The sequence below is a fragment of the Rhodococcus sp. NPDC055024 genome (assembly GCF_053608585.1).
Genome location: NZ_JBSGVT010000001.1, coordinates 638,621 through 654,099 on the forward strand (window position 1 = coordinate 638,621; position 15,479 = coordinate 654,099).

Sequence of the window (15,479 nt, forward strand, 5' to 3'; positions counted from 1 at the left end):
TCAGGGAGAACCGTGGATCAACACCCAGGTCACGACACCAATCCGCCCGAATACAGCACCAAGCAAGCACGGAAGGCCGGCATTACGGCGTTTGTCGGAACGACCATCGAATGGTTCGACTTCTACATCTACGGAACCGCATCCGCTCTGGTGCTCGGCCCGCTGTTCTTCCCGGACGCGTCGCCGGCGGTGGGAACACTCGCTGCCTTCGCAACTTTTGCCGTGGGATTCGTTGCTCGCCCGGTCGGCGGAGTGGTCTTCGGTCATTTCGGAGACAAGTTCGGCCGCAAGAACGCCGTGATCATCACCCTCGCGCTGATGGGGTTGGGAACTGTCGGGGTCGGCCTCCTCCCTACGTACGCCCAGATCGGGATCTGGGCACCGATACTGCTTGTTGCACTTCGCGTTCTCCAGGGCATTGCCATGGGCGGCGAATGGGGTGGTGCCGTGCTGATCGCCACCGAGTTCGCTCCCCCGAAGAAGAAGGTGCTCTACGGCGCGTTCGCGCAGCAGGGTTCACCGGTCGGCAATCTGCTCGCGACGCTGGCATTCCTAGGCCTGACCCTGATGTCGGATTCGGTGTTCGAGTCGTGGGGTTGGCGCCTGCCGTTCCTCGGATCCGCAGCTTTGGTCATCGTCGCCCTCTACATCAGACTGCACATCTCCGAGACGCCCGAGATGAAGAAGGCAGTTGCGGCACAGGAACGTACACGGATGCCGCTGGTAGAGGTCCTTCGTTCGCATCCCGTCGAACTTGCTCTCGGCGTCGGCGCCGTGGTTGCCGGCGTCGCCATCACCTACGTCAAGACAACCTTTGCGCTCTCCTGGGCGACAACGGATCTCGGATTCGAGCGCAGCGACTTCCTCCTCGTGATCACCGTGGCACTGGTAGCCCAGGCGCTCGTACAGCCTTTCGGCGCCGTGCTGGCCACGCGAATCGATCCGTCGAAAGCTGTCCGTTGGATGCTGCTTCCGGAACTCGTGCTCCTACCGCTGATGTTCGTGCTGGTTCAGACCGGCTCCGTTCCCTTGGCGATTCTGGGTATGGTCCTCGCGACGGCACCTCACGCGATGTATTACGCCGCGTTGGCCGGCATTCTGGCGCAGGTTTTCCCCACCAATGTTCGGTATACGGGCATCTCTCTGTCGTACCAATTGTCGACCGCCGTTTTTGCCGGAACAGCCCCGATGGTCAGCCAGTATCTGCTGACGCGAACCAACTCGATCTGGCCGGTCGTGGCTCTCGGACTCGTCTATGTCGTTCTCTCCCTTGTCTGTATGACGGCTTTGTTGCGCAGGAGTGCGCTGCACGGGCAAGGGCTGGAGTCGACGAGCTCCTCGAACATGACTGATGCTTCCACCCTGAAAGGCGTTGACCACTGATGAACTTTGCACACACCGACCCCGCTCTGACAGCGGTAGTGGACAGATGGACCGCCGGGGCGGACCGAGAGACGTTGAACGGCTTGCTTGACCGACTGGGCCGAGATGCCGCCGGCCGTTTGTCCGAGCTTGCCGACATCGCAGACAAGAACCCGCCGGTGCTGCAGCAGTTCGACAAGGCCGGTGATCGCGTCGACCGGATTTCTTATCACCCGGCCTACCTGGAACTGTGCCGGGCGGCGTACAACGAGTACGGCCTTTCCGCGATGTCGCATCGAAAAGGTTTGCACGGATGGGACTCCGTGCCCGCTCCACTCGCGAAGTACCTGGCGTCGTACATCTTCGTGCAGGCAGAGTTCGGGCTTGCTTGCCCGGTGTCGATGACCGATGCGGCTGCGCGGACCCTGCGTATGTTCGGTGATCCGGCCGTGTTCTCGCCCTGGATCGACGCGTTGACGTCGACGGACCCCGAGCAGGCGAAGACGGGTGCGATGTTCATGACCGAGATTCAGGCAGGCACCGACATCGCCTGCACCGAAACACGCGCCGAGCGCGACGGTGACGGATGGGTTCTGACGGGCAAGAAGTGGTTCGCCTCCAACCCGGATGCCGACGTGATCATCACCCTCGCACGATTCCCGGGCGGACAGGATGGTTCGACGCGTGGAGTCGGAATGTTCATGGTGCCCAAGACTTTGGAATCCGGCGAGCGCAACAACCTCACGATCGATCGTCTCAAGGACAAGCTGGGTACGCGTTCCATGCCGAGCGGCGAGGTGACGCTGAACCGCGCGCACGCTCTCCAGGTCGGTGAACTCGATCGAGGGTTCCGCCAGATGGCGGAGATGGTCAACACGTCTCGCCTCTCCAATGCGATGCGTTCGAGTGCTCTCATGCGCCGAGCAGTTCGTGAAGCCGTCCAACATTCGAAGAGCCGAGTCGTGTTCGGTAAGAAGCTCTTCGATCAGCCGTTGATGCGGGCGACTCTTCTTCCTCTTGCGCTCGATGCCGAAGCCTCGCTGGCTCTGGTCGCGTACAGCGCACAGTGTCTCCAGGCTGCAGACGGAGGGGACGAACAGGCGCGCGCGCTGATCAGGGTACTGACGCCGATCGCCAAACACTTTGTCTGCAAACGCGCGCGGGTGGTCACCGGCGAGGCAATGGAGGTCCGCGGAGGAAACGGGTACATCGAGGAATGGGTGAACGCGCGACTCGTGAGAGACGCCCACCTCGGCTCGATCTGGGAGGGCTCGAGCAATGTCATCGCGCTGGACGTACTTCGGTGCCTGCGCAAGTTCGGCTCGCACCGCACGGTCGCGGCAGTGATGGCGGACATCCTGTCCACTGTCGGACCTGACTGTGACGCCGGGTCCGGAGTTCTGTTGCAGCGCTGGGAGGAACTGGTCGAGGAGGGAGATCGTCTGATCGCCGGATCTGACGATGCCGCCCAGGCTGCCAGTGCAAAATATGCGGACGAGTTGGCTCGTACCGTCATGGCGAGCCTGCTCTTCGATCTTGCGGATCACAGCATTCGAGAAGGTCGCGGGTGCCGGTCGCTGTTGGTGGCGAACTCCTACCTGGCCGGTCTTGCCGGGAAGGTGCCGTCGGCTGCGCTCGGCAATCTCGACGTGATTACCGATGGCGGCGACGTCAAGTTGGATGACGTACGCGAGGTCGTCGCCGAGTTCCTCTCTGTGGCAGGAGTTCACCGGTGAATTCTCCCCAAGGACCCGCACCTCTCGCCGGTGTCCGCGTTCTCGATCTCTCGAAGATCCTTGCCGGACCGTACGCAACTATGTCGCTTGCCGATCTCGGAGCGGACGTCACCAAAATCGAGCACCCCGAGGGCGGCGACCCCACACGTTCGTGGGGGCCTCCCTTCGTCGGGGTCGATGCCGCCTACTATCTCGCGATCAACCGCGGCAAGAAGTCGGTGACGATCGACCTCAAGTCTGCCGAAGGACAGGAGATCATCCACCGCATGCTCGAAGAGGCCGACGTGGTCGTGGAAAACTTCAAGCCCGGCAGCGGATTACAGAAGATCTTCGACTACCAGACACTGTCTGAGCGGTATCCCCACCTGATTGCCCTGCACATCTCTGCGTTCGGTGAAGAAGGACCGCTGCGCGACGAGCCGGGGTACGACATGATCGCGCAAGCCGCGGGTGGGCTCATGTCACTCACCGGTGAACCGGGTGGCGCTCCGATGAAGTCCGGATTTGCGTTGGGGGACTTGGGTGCAGCGCTGTTCGGACTGGTCGGGGTGCTGGCTGCATTGGTCGAGCGGGGCCGGACCGGGCGCGGACAGTACGTGACCACGTCGCTGTACGAGTGCCAACTCGCCATGCACGTGAACTGGGCCACCAGCTACTTCGCCACCGGTGAGCGCCCGACGGCGTTGGGCTCCGGCCACCCGAATCTTGCTCCCTACCAAGCATTTCCTGCCAGCGACGGGTACTTCGTCATCGCCGTCGGCAACGACTCGATGTGGGCGTCGCTGTGCGAGGCGATCGGTCGAGGCGAACTGGCGACCGATCCTCGTTTTGTCCACAACCGCGAGCGGGTGGAGAACCGGGAGAGTCTGGAACGAGAACTCACCAGCGCTTTCGCGTCCGGAACCGTCGAATACTGGTGCGCTCTGCTCGCCGAGCGCGCCGTACCGGTCTCACCGATCCGGCATCTCGACGAGATCTACTCCGATCCACACACCGCCGCACTCGGCATGGTCGGAACCGTCGACCATCCGACGCTCGGATCGTTGAAGCAAGTAGCCTTTCCGGTCAACTTCTCCGGCCAGAGGCCACGTCTGACGTCGGCGCCGCCCGTTCTCGGCGCCGACAACGACGAAGTCCTTGGTACCGCTCAGGCCAGCCCGCTCAATGCAGGTGCCGTGTTGTCGTCGCGCCAGCCGATGGCCTCGACAAGCGTCGTCAGGTCGTAGTCAGGCCCGCTGACGCCGACGGTGAAGAGCGAGACACCGTCGGCGACCAGGTCGGCTGCATTTTCGAGCCCAGGCCACGGAACCGAGTGCTCTACTTCCAGCGGGTTCCGGCCCACGTCGGCGCAATGGTCGGAGAGGATGTCCGACTTGCGCAGGTGTGTCTCACGGTCGCCGAAGCTGTGCCAGACGTCGGCGTACTCGGCGACCAGGCGCAGGGTCTTCTTCTCACCGCCACCGCCGATGAGGACCGGGATGTTGCGCGTCGGCGGCGGGTTGCCCTTCGCCAGGCGGCCCGTGATGCGTGGGAGGTATTCGCCCAGCAGTTTCAGCCGTGAACCAGGAGTGCCGAATTCGTAGCCGAACTGGTCGTAGTCCTTCTCGAACCAGCCGGCGCCGATGCCGAGGATCAGCCGTCCACCGCTGATGTGGTCGACGGTTCGCGCCATGTCGGCCAGCAGATCCGGATTGCGGTAGCCACCGCCGGTGACCAGGGCGCCGATTTCGACGCGTTCGGTCTGCTCGGCCCAGGCGCCGAGCATGGTCCAGCATTCGAAGTGGGCTCCGTCGGGATCGCCGGTCAACGGGTAGAAGTGGTCCCAGTTGAAGACGATGTCCACTCCAGCGTCCTCGGACCGCAAGACGGCGTCGCGTATCAACCCGTAGTCGGGTGCGTGCTGGGGTTGGAGTTGAACACCGATGCGTACCGGACGAGTCATGCCACGCTCCTGACGAGAGGAATGGTTGTCTTCTCCCATCATGGCCGGGTGTGCGCGGTACCGCTACCGCCGCAGTTGGTGACCGGTATGCCCGCTTTCTTCCCACCCCGTTTCGAGCGAACGGTACTTTCGGCGCCTTAGATCGACTGAACATGCCGTTCGCTCGGAAACGGGGGGACACAAGCAGGGGGGTGCAGACAGGGGTGGTCTGCCCACAGCAGACAGGCGGGGCCCCGGTATCGCTTCGCCGGTAGGAATGGATTCATGACTACCGAAGCGCCCACAGATACCGGCTACCGTGACCTGTTGACAGACAGGCTTTTCCGACAGCGAACCATCCTACTCACCGGCGAGGTCAACGACGCCATGGCCGAACGTGTGTGTTCGGAACTGGTACTCCTCGCCACCACCGACCCCAAGCGCGACATCGTGCTTTACATCAATTCACCTGGCGGATCGGTATTTGCCGGCCTGGCCATCTACGACACGATGAAGCTCATCCCCAACGACGTCGTGACGGTCGCGATGGGCTTCGCGGCGAGCATGGGCCAGGTGCTTCTCTGCTCCGGCACGCACGGTAAGCGAATCAGCCTGGCGCACAGCCGCATCATGATGCACCAACCTTCGGCCGGTATCGGCGGCACTGCGGTGGACATCGCGATTCAGGCCGAGAGCCTCGAACTGATGAAGCGTCAATCGCAGGAAATCCTCGCCGCCGAAACGGGCCGAACCGTCGAAGAGATCGAGACCGACAGCGATCGGGATCGCTGGTTCACCGCCGAACAGGCGCGCGAGTACGGAATCGTCGACCGCGTCGTGACGTCCTTCGCCGAGATCGCACCGCAAGCCACCTTCCCCAAGATCGGATTGTGACGTCATGTCCCAGTACACGATTCCCAGTGTCATCGAGCGAACACCAACGGGTGAGCGGTCTTTCGACATCTTCAGCAGGCTGCTCAACGAGCGCATCGTCTTTCTGGGTACGGAGATCGACGACGGCGTCGCCAACGTCGTGATGGCTCAGATGCTACATCTGCAGGCCGACAACCCGGATCGCGAAATCGGTTTGTACATCAACTCTCCCGGCGGTTCCACCACGGCGATGCTCGCGATCTACGACACCATGCAGTTCTTGAAACCCACTATTTCCACGTACTGCATGGGTCAAGCGGCGTCGGCTGCTGCAGTGCTTCTCGCCGCTGGTACTCCCGGCCATCGGCATGTGCTCGCCCATTCGCGGGTGCTGCTGCACCAACCGTCGACGCAAGGTAGTGGCACCATCTCGGACCTCGCGCTTCAAGCAGCCGAGATCCTGCGAATCCGGGAGCAGACCGAGGCGATTTTGAGTAAGCACACCGGTCAGAGCGTCGAGCGATTGCGTAAGGACACCGATCGCGACAGGATCTTCACCGCCGACGACGCAATCTCCTACGGACTGGCCGACACCCTCATCGAAGGGAGCTGATCAGGCCGCCATCAGGACGGGACCCGAGATCGGTGCGGGAGAGTGCCCGAAGGTGAGGGAGTTGAGCGCAACGATCCTGTTGCCCGCTCGGAACAGCAGATGCTCGAGCGGCATCCCGAGCGCTTCGCAGATTGCGCGCAGAATTTCCGACGACGGTTCCTTCTTGCCCCGTTCGATCTCGGAGAGGTATTGCTTCGACATCCCGACCTTGGCGGCTACGTCGTCGAGAGTTCGGTCCTGATCGCGTCGAACCTCCCGCAGCACTCGTCCGTAGGCTTCACGAATCAGTGGGGGTTTGCGCACGGCAGCGGATGGATCGGGATGTTCGGACCCATCCTCGACCAGGACTAATCTGCGCGGCGCATCCATAGGCCGAGTATTCCAGCCGACCGGTTCTGACGCCACCGGGTTCGCCGAGGGCTGACAACCCTCAACTTGTCCGGACACCACCGGCAAGGAACATCGCGCGAAGAACGAAGGCCGCCTCGGGCCCGATGATCTCGCCGACGAGGTGCGTGTAGCGGCCGACGAACTCGGGCCCGTGGGAAGCCTCGTCGGAGGCGGGGTCGCCGAGGTGGTGCGCGAGTTCGTGCAGGACAACGAATTCGCGCAGTGCCCACCGGCCGTCGCGGTCGTCCGGAACGGCGATGACGTCATTCGAGTAATGGGCGGCAGCGTTGCCGGCTCGGGATCGCACGGACACCGAAACGGTTGCGCGAGGCCAGGTCTCCCGTACCCAGTTCAGTCCGAGTAGCTGATCGCAGTACGTCTGTACCGACTCCAAGGAGCCGAATTTGCGCTCGACCGGCAGCGTGATGGTGGAACCCATGACCTCGACGCTCCGGAGTCCGCGCTCGTCGGCGCGATCGAACATGGTGCGTACCAACGTCTCTGCCTCGTAAACCGCGCTGCGCTGCGTATCCCTCATGAGTCGAGTTGCCCGCGCACCCCGCCGATCTCCGGAAGGCTACCCAGACGTGCGGAGCGCGCTGCCCGATCACCCGCTCGTCGAGCATGCGAGGAATGGCCGGCACTCGCGCGGCCACCGCCCCGCCACGTCCCACGCGCTTTGGAGTTGGACGAGTAGTAATCCTCGAGCTCGATTTCCTTGTTACGCAGCACGAGTGCGGTTTCGGAGGACGACGCGACAGATTCGGCGATCGCGGCCTTCTCCGTCTCCTGCTTCGTCTCGGCCAACCGAGCACCGATGCGGGACGCGTACGCCATCTGGAAGTTCAGGCGCGCCGTCACTCCGGCTACCGGCTTGCGGACCTGCGTGCTGACGCGTCGTCGTCCACGAGTTTCGACGACGGTCCGCACGGACGTTTCGCCGCGGTACGCACCGGAGCGCACGTACGCGTCGGAGTCACGCACCATCTGGAAGAGCAGGCTCGAGTACAGGGCCTCGCACACGTCGATGTCCCCGGCGAAGCCGTAGGCGTAGATGACGGCCGACGTCTGAGCGATGTCGCACTGCACGTCGTTGGCAGCGGCGATCGCGATGAACAACTGGGCGTACGTTCGCAGTCCGCGCTTGCCCGGTTCGCCGATGGTGATGAGCCGTTGCGTGGGCGTCGCACGTTTTTCCGAGGACGCGGTGTGGGCACGCGCAACCGCCAGGTCGATGGCGGAACTGGTGGCCAACCGCTGCGCGGCGGCCATGAAGGCTTCGCCTTCGTGTGGATTGTCGGTGGACTCCGCTTGGCGAAGCAGCGCACCGATGCGGGTCAGCATCTTCTCCGAACTCACCGTGAAAGACTACGCTCGCGCGCCGACACGGACGTTTATGCTGCTAGCGCACACGCTCACCCTCAACTTGGATCGTCCGGCACGTTCCTGCCGGTAGAAGGGATCAACCCCGTCATGGCTTCAGTGACTTTCGAGAGCACCACCTGCCTGTTCCCCGGATCGAACACTCCGGCAGTGGACAAGCTCGACCTCGAGATCGAGGACGGCGAGTTCCTCGTCCTCGTCGGACCCTCCGGCTGCGGAAAGTCGACAACGCTGCGCATGCTCGCCGGGCTCGAAGACGTCCACAGCGGACGCATCCTCATCGGCGACCGAGACGTCACCGGTCAGGAGCCGAAAGAGCGCGACATCGCGATGGTCTTCCAGAACTACGCGCTGTACCCGCACATGTCGGTGGCCGAGAACATGGGTTTTGCGCTCAAGCTCGCCGGAACCAACAAGACGGAGATCCGCGCCCGCGTCGAAGAGGTCGCGAAGATGCTCGATCTCGAGCCGTACCTCGATCGCAAGCCCAAAGCGCTGTCCGGTGGTCAGCGTCAGCGAGTGGCGATGGGCCGCGCAATCGTCCGCCAGCCGCAGGTCTTCCTGATGGACGAGCCGCTCTCGAACCTCGACGCGAAACTCCGCGTGCAGACGCGTACGCAGATCGCTCAGCTGCAACGACGCCTCGCGACGACGATGGTTTACGTGACCCACGACCAGGTCGAGGCCATGACGATGGGTGACCGCGTCGCCGTCCTCGAAAAGGGAATCCTGCAGCAGTGCGCCTCGCCGCGCGAGCTCTACAACAAGCCGAAGAACGTCTTCGTCGCCGGCTTCATGGGTTCGCCCGCGATGAACCTCTTCACCCTCCCCGTCCTCGACGGCGGCGTCGCATTCGGTGACGGGATCGTTCCGGTTCCGCGCGAGACGATGAACGGCGTCGTCGAAACCGAGGTTGTCCTGGGTATTCGCCCCGAGCACCTCGAGATCGCCGCCGAAGGTCTGCCGATGGAGGTCGACGTCGTCGAGGAGCTCGGCTCGGACGCCTACGTCTACGGCCGGACCACGATCGGCGGACGGTTGCAGCAGATCGTCTCGCGTGGTGACTGGCGCAATCCGCCGCAGAAGGGCGAGCGCGTCAACCTGCGCGTCGACCCCGAGAAGGTGCACATTTTTGCCACCACCGACGGGCGTCGCCTGGGTTAGGTGGACCTGTCAAACGACACATGACCGATTCAGGTTCGGCGTAATACCCACAAGTACGGGTGTCTCGTGCCACAGTAGGGGCCGATGCCGGGAGCCGGCACTCATGGCGCATGCCGTGAGCAGGCTCTCGGTGACCGTCTATTTGTCATACACATACGGGGAGCGAATCCATGGTTCTGAACTCGAAGGCGATGCGCCGCGCTGCAATTGCAGCGACGGCAGCGTCCATGCTGGTACTGGCGGGCTGCTCGTCCGATTCGGACAAGGACAGCGGAACCAGCACGACGGCCGCATCCGGGGGATCGTCCTCGAGCGAAGGCCGCGGACCCATCACGATCGTCGAGGGGCAGGATGCCCTGAACGAGGCGCTCGAAAACATCATCACCGACTGGAATGCCGAGCATCCGGACGAGAAGGTGACGCTCAAGCCGCTGGCCAAGGAAGCCAACGCACAGGTCGACGACATCACCCAGCGCATGCAGGCCAAGAGCGACGAGTACGACCTCATCGGTGTCGACGTCGTCAACACCGCCCAGTTCGCCGCAAACGGTTGGCTGCTGCCGCTCGAGGGTGACCTCGCGATCGACGAGTCCGGCCTCCTGCCGTCGACCGTCGCTTCGGGCACCTACAACGGCAAGCTCTACGCAGCGCCGAAGAACACCAACGCCGCGTTCCTGTACTACCGCAAGGACCTTGTCGAGAAGGCTCCCACCACGTGGGCCGAGCTCAAGGAAAACTGCCCGAAGGCTGTCGAAGCCGGCATCTCCTGCTACATCGGTCAGTTCAAGAACTACGAGGGCCTGACGGTCAACACCACCGAGATCACCAACGCCTTCGACGGCCCGTGGGTCGGCCCGGACGGACTCACCCCGGCCATCGACGACAAGACGAAGGCAGGCGTTCAGTCGATCGTCGACAACTTCGCCGACAACACCATCCCGCAGGAAGCACTGACCTACTCCGAGGGCGAGTCGCAGACCGCATTCGGCGACGGCAAGGCACTCTTCATGCGCACGTGGTCCGGCTTCTCGGTCGACGGTGAGAAGACCTCGGTTGCCGGCAAGTACGGCTACACCGTTCTTCCGGGTGTCGACGGACCGGGTGCTTCGACGGTCGGCGGCTACAACGTCGGCATCAGCGCGTACTCGGACGCACCGGCCACGGCTCGTGACTTCCTCGAGTTCATGCAGACCAAGAAGTCGCAGACGTACTTCACCGAGGTCGGCGGCGCACCCGTCCTCTCGGCTGTCTACGACGACCCGGCAGTGCTCGCTCAGTTCCCGTACTTCGCGACCCTGAAGGAAGCACTCGCTACCGCTCAGCCGCGTCCCGTCACGCCGTACTACACGCAGGTGTCGAAGTCGATCTCCGACAACACCTACGCTGCTATTCGCGGCGAGAAGACCGTCGAGCAGGCTTTGGCGGACACCAAGGCCGGCATCGAAACCGCCGGTAACTGATCTACCAGGAGCAATAAGCAATGGCAGAACCGCAGGATCCTTCCGCGGCTGTGCCTACCAACCCCACGGTCGGGGCCGGTTCAACCGGTCCCGACCGTTCGGGCGTTGGTGGGAGACACCGTGCACCGGAACCGCTAGAAGAGCCGTCGGCATCCGAGGCAGCAGGGAATTCCCTGACCAAGGTTCTGCCTGACCTTGCAGCTACTCCACCCCCACCGACCTCGCCCCCGCCTGCGTCGGCCGACAAGCCGAAGAAGCGTCGACGAGTTCCCGTGTGGGCGTTCGTCGCACCGTCGCTGATCGTTCTCGCCGTCATCATTCTGTATCCGCTCGGACGAGCGATCTGGATGTCGATGCACAGCGACGGCAAGAAGCTCGATCCCGAGACCGGCATGTTCGTCACCGGTCAGTTCACGTGGTTCGACAACTACAAGAACTGGATCACCCAGTCCTGCAACACCGCCAACGGCTCGATTCCCTGCCCGCCCGGCACACTCGGATCGCAGTTCTGGCAGTCGATCGGAAATACGTTCGGCTTCACCGTCGTCACGGTCCTGCTCGAGACGGTGATCGGTCTGTCGATGGCGCTGATCATGGCCAAGACGTTCCGCGGACGCGGTTTGCTCCGCGCCTCCGTGCTGATTCCCTGGGCCATCCCCACCGCCGTCACCGCGAAGCTCTGGTTCTTCATCTTCGCCAACGACGGCATCGCCAACAAGATTCTCGGCACCAACATCCTGTGGACGGCCGATCCCTGGCCGGCACGATTCGCGATCGTCGTCGCCGACGTCTGGAAGACGGCGCCGTTCATGGCGTTGCTGATCCTCGCGGGTCTGCAGATGATTCCCGCCGACGTCTACGAGGCCGCCAAGGTCGACGGCGCGACGGCGTGGCAGCGTTTCCGCATGATCACGCTCCCGCTGGTCAAGCCCGCTCTCATGGTGGCGGTGCTCTTCCGCACGATGGACGCTCTGCGGATGTACGACCTGCCCGCGATCATGATGGGATCCAACCCGGCCACCTCCACCATCTCGGTTCTGGTGGTCGATCAGATGCGCGTCGGCGCCAATTCGGCGTCGGCACTGTCCACCATCACGTTCCTCATCATCTTCGCTGTGGCCTTCATCCTGGTCCGATTCCTCGGAGCCAATGCGGTCAGCACGCAGGAAAAGCAGCGGAAGGGGGAGCCGGTATGAACAAGGCACTACGCGGCAAGATTGGCACCTACGTCGGCGTCGTACTGATCATCGTGTGGGGACTCGCTCCCTGCTACTGGATGATCGTGACGGCGCTGCGCGACCCGGCGGACACGTTCTCGACGTCGCTGTGGCCCACCAATCTCACGCTCTCCAACTTCACCGCGGCGCTCGATCCCGACGCCAAGGTGAACTTCACCCGTGCACTGATGAACAGCCTCATCATCGCTGGCGCGACCACGCTGATCGCCTTGGTCATCGGCGTGTTCACGGCGTACGCGCTCTCGCGTTTCGATTTCCGTGGCAAATACTTCGTCACCGGAATCATCCTCGGTGCGTCCATGTTTCCGGTCGTCGCACTTGTGACTCCGCTGTTCCAGCTGTTCACCGACATCGGCTGGATCGGCAGCTACAAAGCGTTGATCATCCCGAACATCTCGTTCGTGCTGCCGCTGACGGTCTACACGCTGACGTCGTTCTTCTCCGAACTTCCGTGGGAGCTCGAGGAGGCGGCGCGTATCGACGGCGCCACCCGTGGCCAGGCCTTCCGCCTGATCATGCTGCCGCTCGCCGCGCCGGCGCTGTTCACCACCGCGATTCTGGCCTTCATCGCAACGGTCAACGAGTATCTGCTCTCGCTCCAACTCTCGAGTGACAAGACCGCGCCCGTCACGGTGGCGATGGCCAAGTTCTCCGGAACGGACCCATTCGTCACGCCGTACACCTCGATCATGGCCGGCGGCACCCTCGTGATGGTCCCCCTGGTCATCATGGTTCTCATCTTCCAGCGACGAATCATCGCCGGTCTGACCGCAGGCGGCGTCAAGTCGTGATGCGCGCCTGCGCGCGGTTCACGTGAGGCGGGCTTCGCGCGCCCAGCGCATGGAGCTGATCGCCGGCTTCATCTCGGTCTTCGCCCTGATGGCGTTGATCGGAGCTGTGGTGGCGATAGTCAAGGGCGACCCCGGCGTGATGCCGTCTTTGGTGCTGCTCGGTTGCGTCGTCGCTCTCGGGCTGGCGTTCCGTGGATATCGGAACGCGGTCCGAGCAGAACGTCGCGAGTAGCCGGCCCGGTAGGGTGACATTTCGGTATCGCAGTTGCCGGGAGTTATCTGATCGAGATATCACCCTGGTGGAATGGTGCCGGTAAGTCCGGATCCACGACCGGGAGTGTTGAGTGAGTCCATCGAACAGATCGAGTGCGACGGGTGGCGATCAGTCGTCGGCTCGGTCGGGCAAGTCGGCTAATTCGCCCCGGTCGAACAAGTCGGCCCAGCCCGCGAAGAAGCAGCGCTCGAAGTGGCGGTACGTCCGGCGGACCATCTACGTTCTCGTGCTCTTGATGATCATCGTGCCTGCGTCGGTTTTTGCTGTCGCGTACAGCCGGACCGACGTCCCGCGCCCCTCTGACATGCAGACCAATCAGGTGTCCACCATTTACATGGCCGACGGCACGACGGTGCTGGGCAAAGTGGTGCCGGCGGAAGGAAACCGGACCGAGGTCGCGTTGTCGGCCATCCCGATTCACGTCCGCGATTCGGTGCTCTCGGCGGAGGATCGCAATTTCTACACCAACCCCGGCTTCTCGATCTCCGGATTTGCTCGCGCTGCCCGCGACAACGTGATGGGCAAGGAAAGCGCCGGCGGTGGCTCGACGATCACACAGCAATACGTGAAGAACGTGTTGGTGGGCGACAAGCGCAGTATCGACCGAAAGCTGCGTGAGCTCGTCATCTCCGCGAAGATGGCGCGCGAGTGGTCCAAGGACGACATCCTTGCCGCGTATCTCAACACCATCTACTTCGGCCGCGGTGCGTACGGCATCGCCGCCGCATCCAACGCGTACTTCGACAAGCCGGTCAGTGAGCTGAGCGTCGAGGAAGGCGCAGTTCTTGCCTCCGTCATCCAGAGCCCGTCGTTCCTGGACCCCGAGACCAATCTGTCCGCGCTGCAAGCACGCTGGGACTACGTTCTCAACGGCATGGTCGAACTGGGCAGCCTGACCAAGACGGATCGCGACGCGATGCAGTTCCCGGCCGTCGCCCCCGCCAATCGGCCGACCGATCTGAACCAGGCGCCAGGACCCGAAGGCCACATCAAGACCCAGGTACTCAAGGAACTGGCCGAGGCCGGTATCAGCGATCAGACGCTGAACACTGCTGGTCTGCAGATCACGACGACCATCGACCCGGTTGCGCAGGAAGCTGCGCTGAACGCCGTCAGGCGGAATCTCGAAGGCGAGCCGGAAGACCTGCGGACCGCAGTAGTGTCCATCGACCCCAAGACCGGTGGCGTCGACGCCTACTACGGCGGTGACGACGGAGCCGGCTTCGACTACGCCCAGGCGCCGTTGCAGACCGGTTCAGCGTTCAAGGTCTTCGGCCTGGTCGCGGCGTTGATGGAAGATATTCCGCTGTCCGCACGGTTCGACAGTTCACCGCTCACGATCAACGGTGTGACGATCGGAAACGTCGGCGGCGAATCCTGTGGCCGCTGCACCATCGCCGAGGCACTCAAGCGCTCGCTGAACACCAGCTTCTACCGGTTGATGCTCTCGATGGAGAACGGTCCCCAGAAGATCGCCGACGCCGCTCACCTGGCCGGACTACCCGAACACATTCCCGGACTCGACTACCCGACGCTCACGCAAGAGGGTGGTCCGCCGGAGAACGGAATCGTGCTCGGCCAGTATCAGTCTCGCGTCATCGACATGGCGTCCGCGTATGCGACGCTCGCCAACTCCGGTGTGTATCAGCAGCCGCACTTCATCCAGAAGGTCGTGACGGCTGAAGGTGAAGTCCTGCTCGATCGCCCGGTGTCTCCCGGTGAGCGTCGTCTCGATGCGGCCGTCGCGGACAACGTCACGCAGGCGATGATGCCGATTGCGTCGTACTCGAACGGTCACGCGCTTGCCGGTGGACGCCCGTCTGCCGCCAAGACCGGTACCGCGCAGCTCGGTGACACGGGCCAGAACAAGGATGCGTGGATGGTCGGGTACACGCCGTCGCTGTCCACCGCGGTGTGGATCGGAACCTCCGACGCGCAAGCCATCACCAACTCCTACGGTGGTTTGATCTACGGCTCCGGAGTGCCTGCCGATATTTGGAAGAGCACGATGGACGGCGCGCTGAAGGGTTCCGACTGGGAGAGCTTCCCGTGGCCGGACCCCATCGGTGGTCAGGCTGGCGTTCCCGCGAACTCCGGCGTGACCTCAGGTGACGGGACGGGCACGCCCACGACGGGCGCGGTCGCTCCCCCGGCGCCCATCGAGATTCCGGGCTTACCCCCGATCGAAGTGCCGCAGCTTCCCCAGTTGCCGCGTCAGATCGAGATCCTGCCTGGCATCGTCATTCCGCTACCGGGCTGACAAGCAGCGCTCGA

The 15,479-nt window shown here is 63.3% G+C and carries 15 protein-coding genes; 11 read left to right on the plus strand and 4 right to left on the minus strand.

The window, feature by feature from the left end:
• Positions 1-12 precede the first annotated feature (12 nt).
• Genes ACWF6P_RS02930 through ACWF6P_RS02940 form a run of 3 tightly spaced genes read left to right on the plus strand, consistent with a single transcriptional unit; the run spans position 13 to position 4,324 of the window.
• Positions 13-1,383, plus strand: coding sequence for an MFS transporter (locus tag ACWF6P_RS02930; protein WP_452619904.1), 1,371 nt, complete (start codon positions 13-15; stop codon positions 1,381-1,383).
• Entirely contained in the window at positions 1,383-3,098 is a 1,716-nt protein-coding gene (locus ACWF6P_RS02935) for an acyl-CoA dehydrogenase family protein (RefSeq protein WP_452619905.1), read from the plus strand. Before ACWF6P_RS02930 ends, ACWF6P_RS02935 begins: the two co-directional genes overlap by 1 nt.
• The gene (locus ACWF6P_RS02940; protein WP_452619906.1) at positions 3,095-4,324 is read left to right on the plus strand and encodes a CaiB/BaiF CoA transferase family protein; all 1,230 of its coding nucleotides are present in this window, start codon (positions 3,095-3,097) and stop codon (positions 4,322-4,324) included. The genes ACWF6P_RS02935 and ACWF6P_RS02940 overlap by 4 nt, the downstream gene beginning before the upstream one ends.
• On the opposite strand, the gene ACWF6P_RS02945 is transcribed toward ACWF6P_RS02940, so the two are convergent.
• Entirely contained in the window at positions 4,246-5,040 is a 795-nt protein-coding gene (locus tag ACWF6P_RS02945; RefSeq protein WP_452619907.1) for an LLM class F420-dependent oxidoreductase, read from the minus strand. The two genes, ACWF6P_RS02940 and ACWF6P_RS02945, sit on opposite strands and share 79 nt — an antisense overlap.
• 264 nt (positions 5,041-5,304) lie before the next feature.
• On the opposite strand from ACWF6P_RS02945, the gene ACWF6P_RS02950 reads away from it, so the two are divergent.
• Together ACWF6P_RS02950 and ACWF6P_RS02955 are read left to right on the plus strand one after the other, a co-directional pair.
• Positions 5,305-5,913, plus strand: coding sequence for a ClpP family protease (locus ACWF6P_RS02950; RefSeq protein WP_020909763.1), 609 nt, complete (start codon positions 5,305-5,307; stop codon positions 5,911-5,913).
• Positions 5,914-5,917: 4 nt separating this feature from the next.
• Entirely contained in the window at positions 5,918-6,505 is a 588-nt protein-coding gene (locus ACWF6P_RS02955; RefSeq protein ID WP_452619908.1) for an ATP-dependent Clp protease proteolytic subunit, read from the plus strand.
• Here ACWF6P_RS02955 and ACWF6P_RS02960 read toward each other — a convergent pair whose 3' ends face one another.
• The 3 genes from ACWF6P_RS02960 to ACWF6P_RS02970 form a co-directional block, all read right to left on the minus strand.
• A complete protein-coding gene (locus ACWF6P_RS02960; RefSeq protein WP_452619909.1) occupies positions 6,506-6,874 on the minus strand; it encodes a helix-turn-helix domain-containing protein in 369 nt (122 codons plus the stop codon).
• A 61-nt stretch (positions 6,875-6,935) separates the two neighbouring features.
• Positions 6,936-7,433 carry a TIGR04338 family metallohydrolase gene (locus ACWF6P_RS02965; protein WP_452619910.1) on the minus strand — a complete coding sequence of 166 codons (498 nt, stop codon included), beginning with the start codon at positions 7,431-7,433 and terminating at the stop codon, positions 6,936-6,938.
• Entirely contained in the window at positions 7,430-8,254 is an 825-nt protein-coding gene (locus ACWF6P_RS02970) for a DUF2786 domain-containing protein (RefSeq protein ID WP_452619911.1), read from the minus strand. The genes ACWF6P_RS02965 and ACWF6P_RS02970 overlap by 4 nt, the downstream gene beginning before the upstream one ends.
• A gap of 114 nt (positions 8,255-8,368) precedes the next feature.
• Here ACWF6P_RS02970 and ACWF6P_RS02975 point away from each other — a divergent pair, with 114 nt between their 5' ends.
• The 6 genes from ACWF6P_RS02975 to ACWF6P_RS03000 all read left to right on the plus strand — a co-directional run bounded on the left by ACWF6P_RS02975 (position 8,369) and on the right by ACWF6P_RS03000 (position 15,465).
• Positions 8,369-9,442: an ABC transporter ATP-binding protein gene (locus ACWF6P_RS02975; RefSeq protein ID WP_452619912.1), complete on the plus strand. Its 1,074-nt coding sequence runs from the start codon at positions 8,369-8,371 to the stop codon at positions 9,440-9,442.
• Positions 9,443-9,612: 170 nt separating this feature from the next.
• Positions 9,613-10,902: an ABC transporter substrate-binding protein gene (locus ACWF6P_RS02980; protein WP_003946022.1), complete on the plus strand. Its 1,290-nt coding sequence runs from the start codon at positions 9,613-9,615 to the stop codon at positions 10,900-10,902.
• 20 nt (positions 10,903-10,922) lie between these two features.
• Positions 10,923-12,098 (plus strand): carbohydrate ABC transporter permease, encoded by a 1,176-nt coding sequence (locus ACWF6P_RS02985; protein ID WP_452619913.1) that lies wholly within the window; start codon positions 10,923-10,925, stop codon positions 12,096-12,098.
• A complete protein-coding gene (locus ACWF6P_RS02990; protein WP_452619914.1) occupies positions 12,095-12,931 on the plus strand; it encodes a carbohydrate ABC transporter permease in 837 nt (278 codons plus the stop codon). The genes ACWF6P_RS02985 and ACWF6P_RS02990 overlap by 4 nt, the downstream gene beginning before the upstream one ends.
• Positions 12,932-12,953: 22 nt before the next feature.
• Positions 12,954-13,163, plus strand: a complete 210-nt coding sequence (locus ACWF6P_RS02995; RefSeq protein ID WP_019746112.1) for a hypothetical protein — start codon at positions 12,954-12,956, stop codon at positions 13,161-13,163.
• 112 nt (positions 13,164-13,275) lie between these two features.
• Positions 13,276-15,465: a transglycosylase domain-containing protein gene (locus ACWF6P_RS03000; protein ID WP_452619915.1), complete on the plus strand. Its 2,190-nt coding sequence runs from the start codon at positions 13,276-13,278 to the stop codon at positions 15,463-15,465.
• Positions 15,466-15,479 lie beyond the last annotated feature (14 nt).

What these genes read in the sequence shown, in the direction of transcription:
- ACWF6P_RS02960 (WP_452619909.1), bottom strand. Translation starts at nt 6,874, where the DNA reads ATGGATGCGCCGCGCAGATTAGTCCTGGTCGAGGATGGGTCCGAACAT.
- ACWF6P_RS02955 (WP_452619908.1), top strand. Translation starts at nt 5,918, where the DNA reads ATGTCCCAGTACACGATTCCCAGTGTCATCGAGCGAACACCAACGGGT.
- ACWF6P_RS02950 (WP_020909763.1), top strand. Translation starts at nt 5,305, where the DNA reads ATGACTACCGAAGCGCCCACAGATACCGGCTACCGTGACCTGTTGACA.
- ACWF6P_RS02980 (WP_003946022.1), top strand. Translation starts at nt 9,613, where the DNA reads ATGGTTCTGAACTCGAAGGCGATGCGCCGCGCTGCAATTGCAGCGACG.
- ACWF6P_RS02945 (WP_452619907.1), bottom strand. Translation starts at nt 5,040, where the DNA reads ATGACTCGTCCGGTACGCATCGGTGTTCAACTCCAACCCCAGCACGCA.
- ACWF6P_RS02990 (WP_452619914.1), top strand. Translation starts at nt 12,095, where the DNA reads ATGAACAAGGCACTACGCGGCAAGATTGGCACCTACGTCGGCGTCGTA.
- ACWF6P_RS02935 (WP_452619905.1), top strand. Translation starts at nt 1,383, where the DNA reads ATGAACTTTGCACACACCGACCCCGCTCTGACAGCGGTAGTGGACAGA.
- ACWF6P_RS02985 (WP_452619913.1), top strand. Translation starts at nt 10,923, where the DNA reads ATGGCAGAACCGCAGGATCCTTCCGCGGCTGTGCCTACCAACCCCACG.
- ACWF6P_RS02975 (WP_452619912.1), top strand. Translation starts at nt 8,369, where the DNA reads ATGGCTTCAGTGACTTTCGAGAGCACCACCTGCCTGTTCCCCGGATCG.
- ACWF6P_RS02965 (WP_452619910.1), bottom strand. Translation starts at nt 7,433, where the DNA reads ATGAGGGATACGCAGCGCAGCGCGGTTTACGAGGCAGAGACGTTGGTA.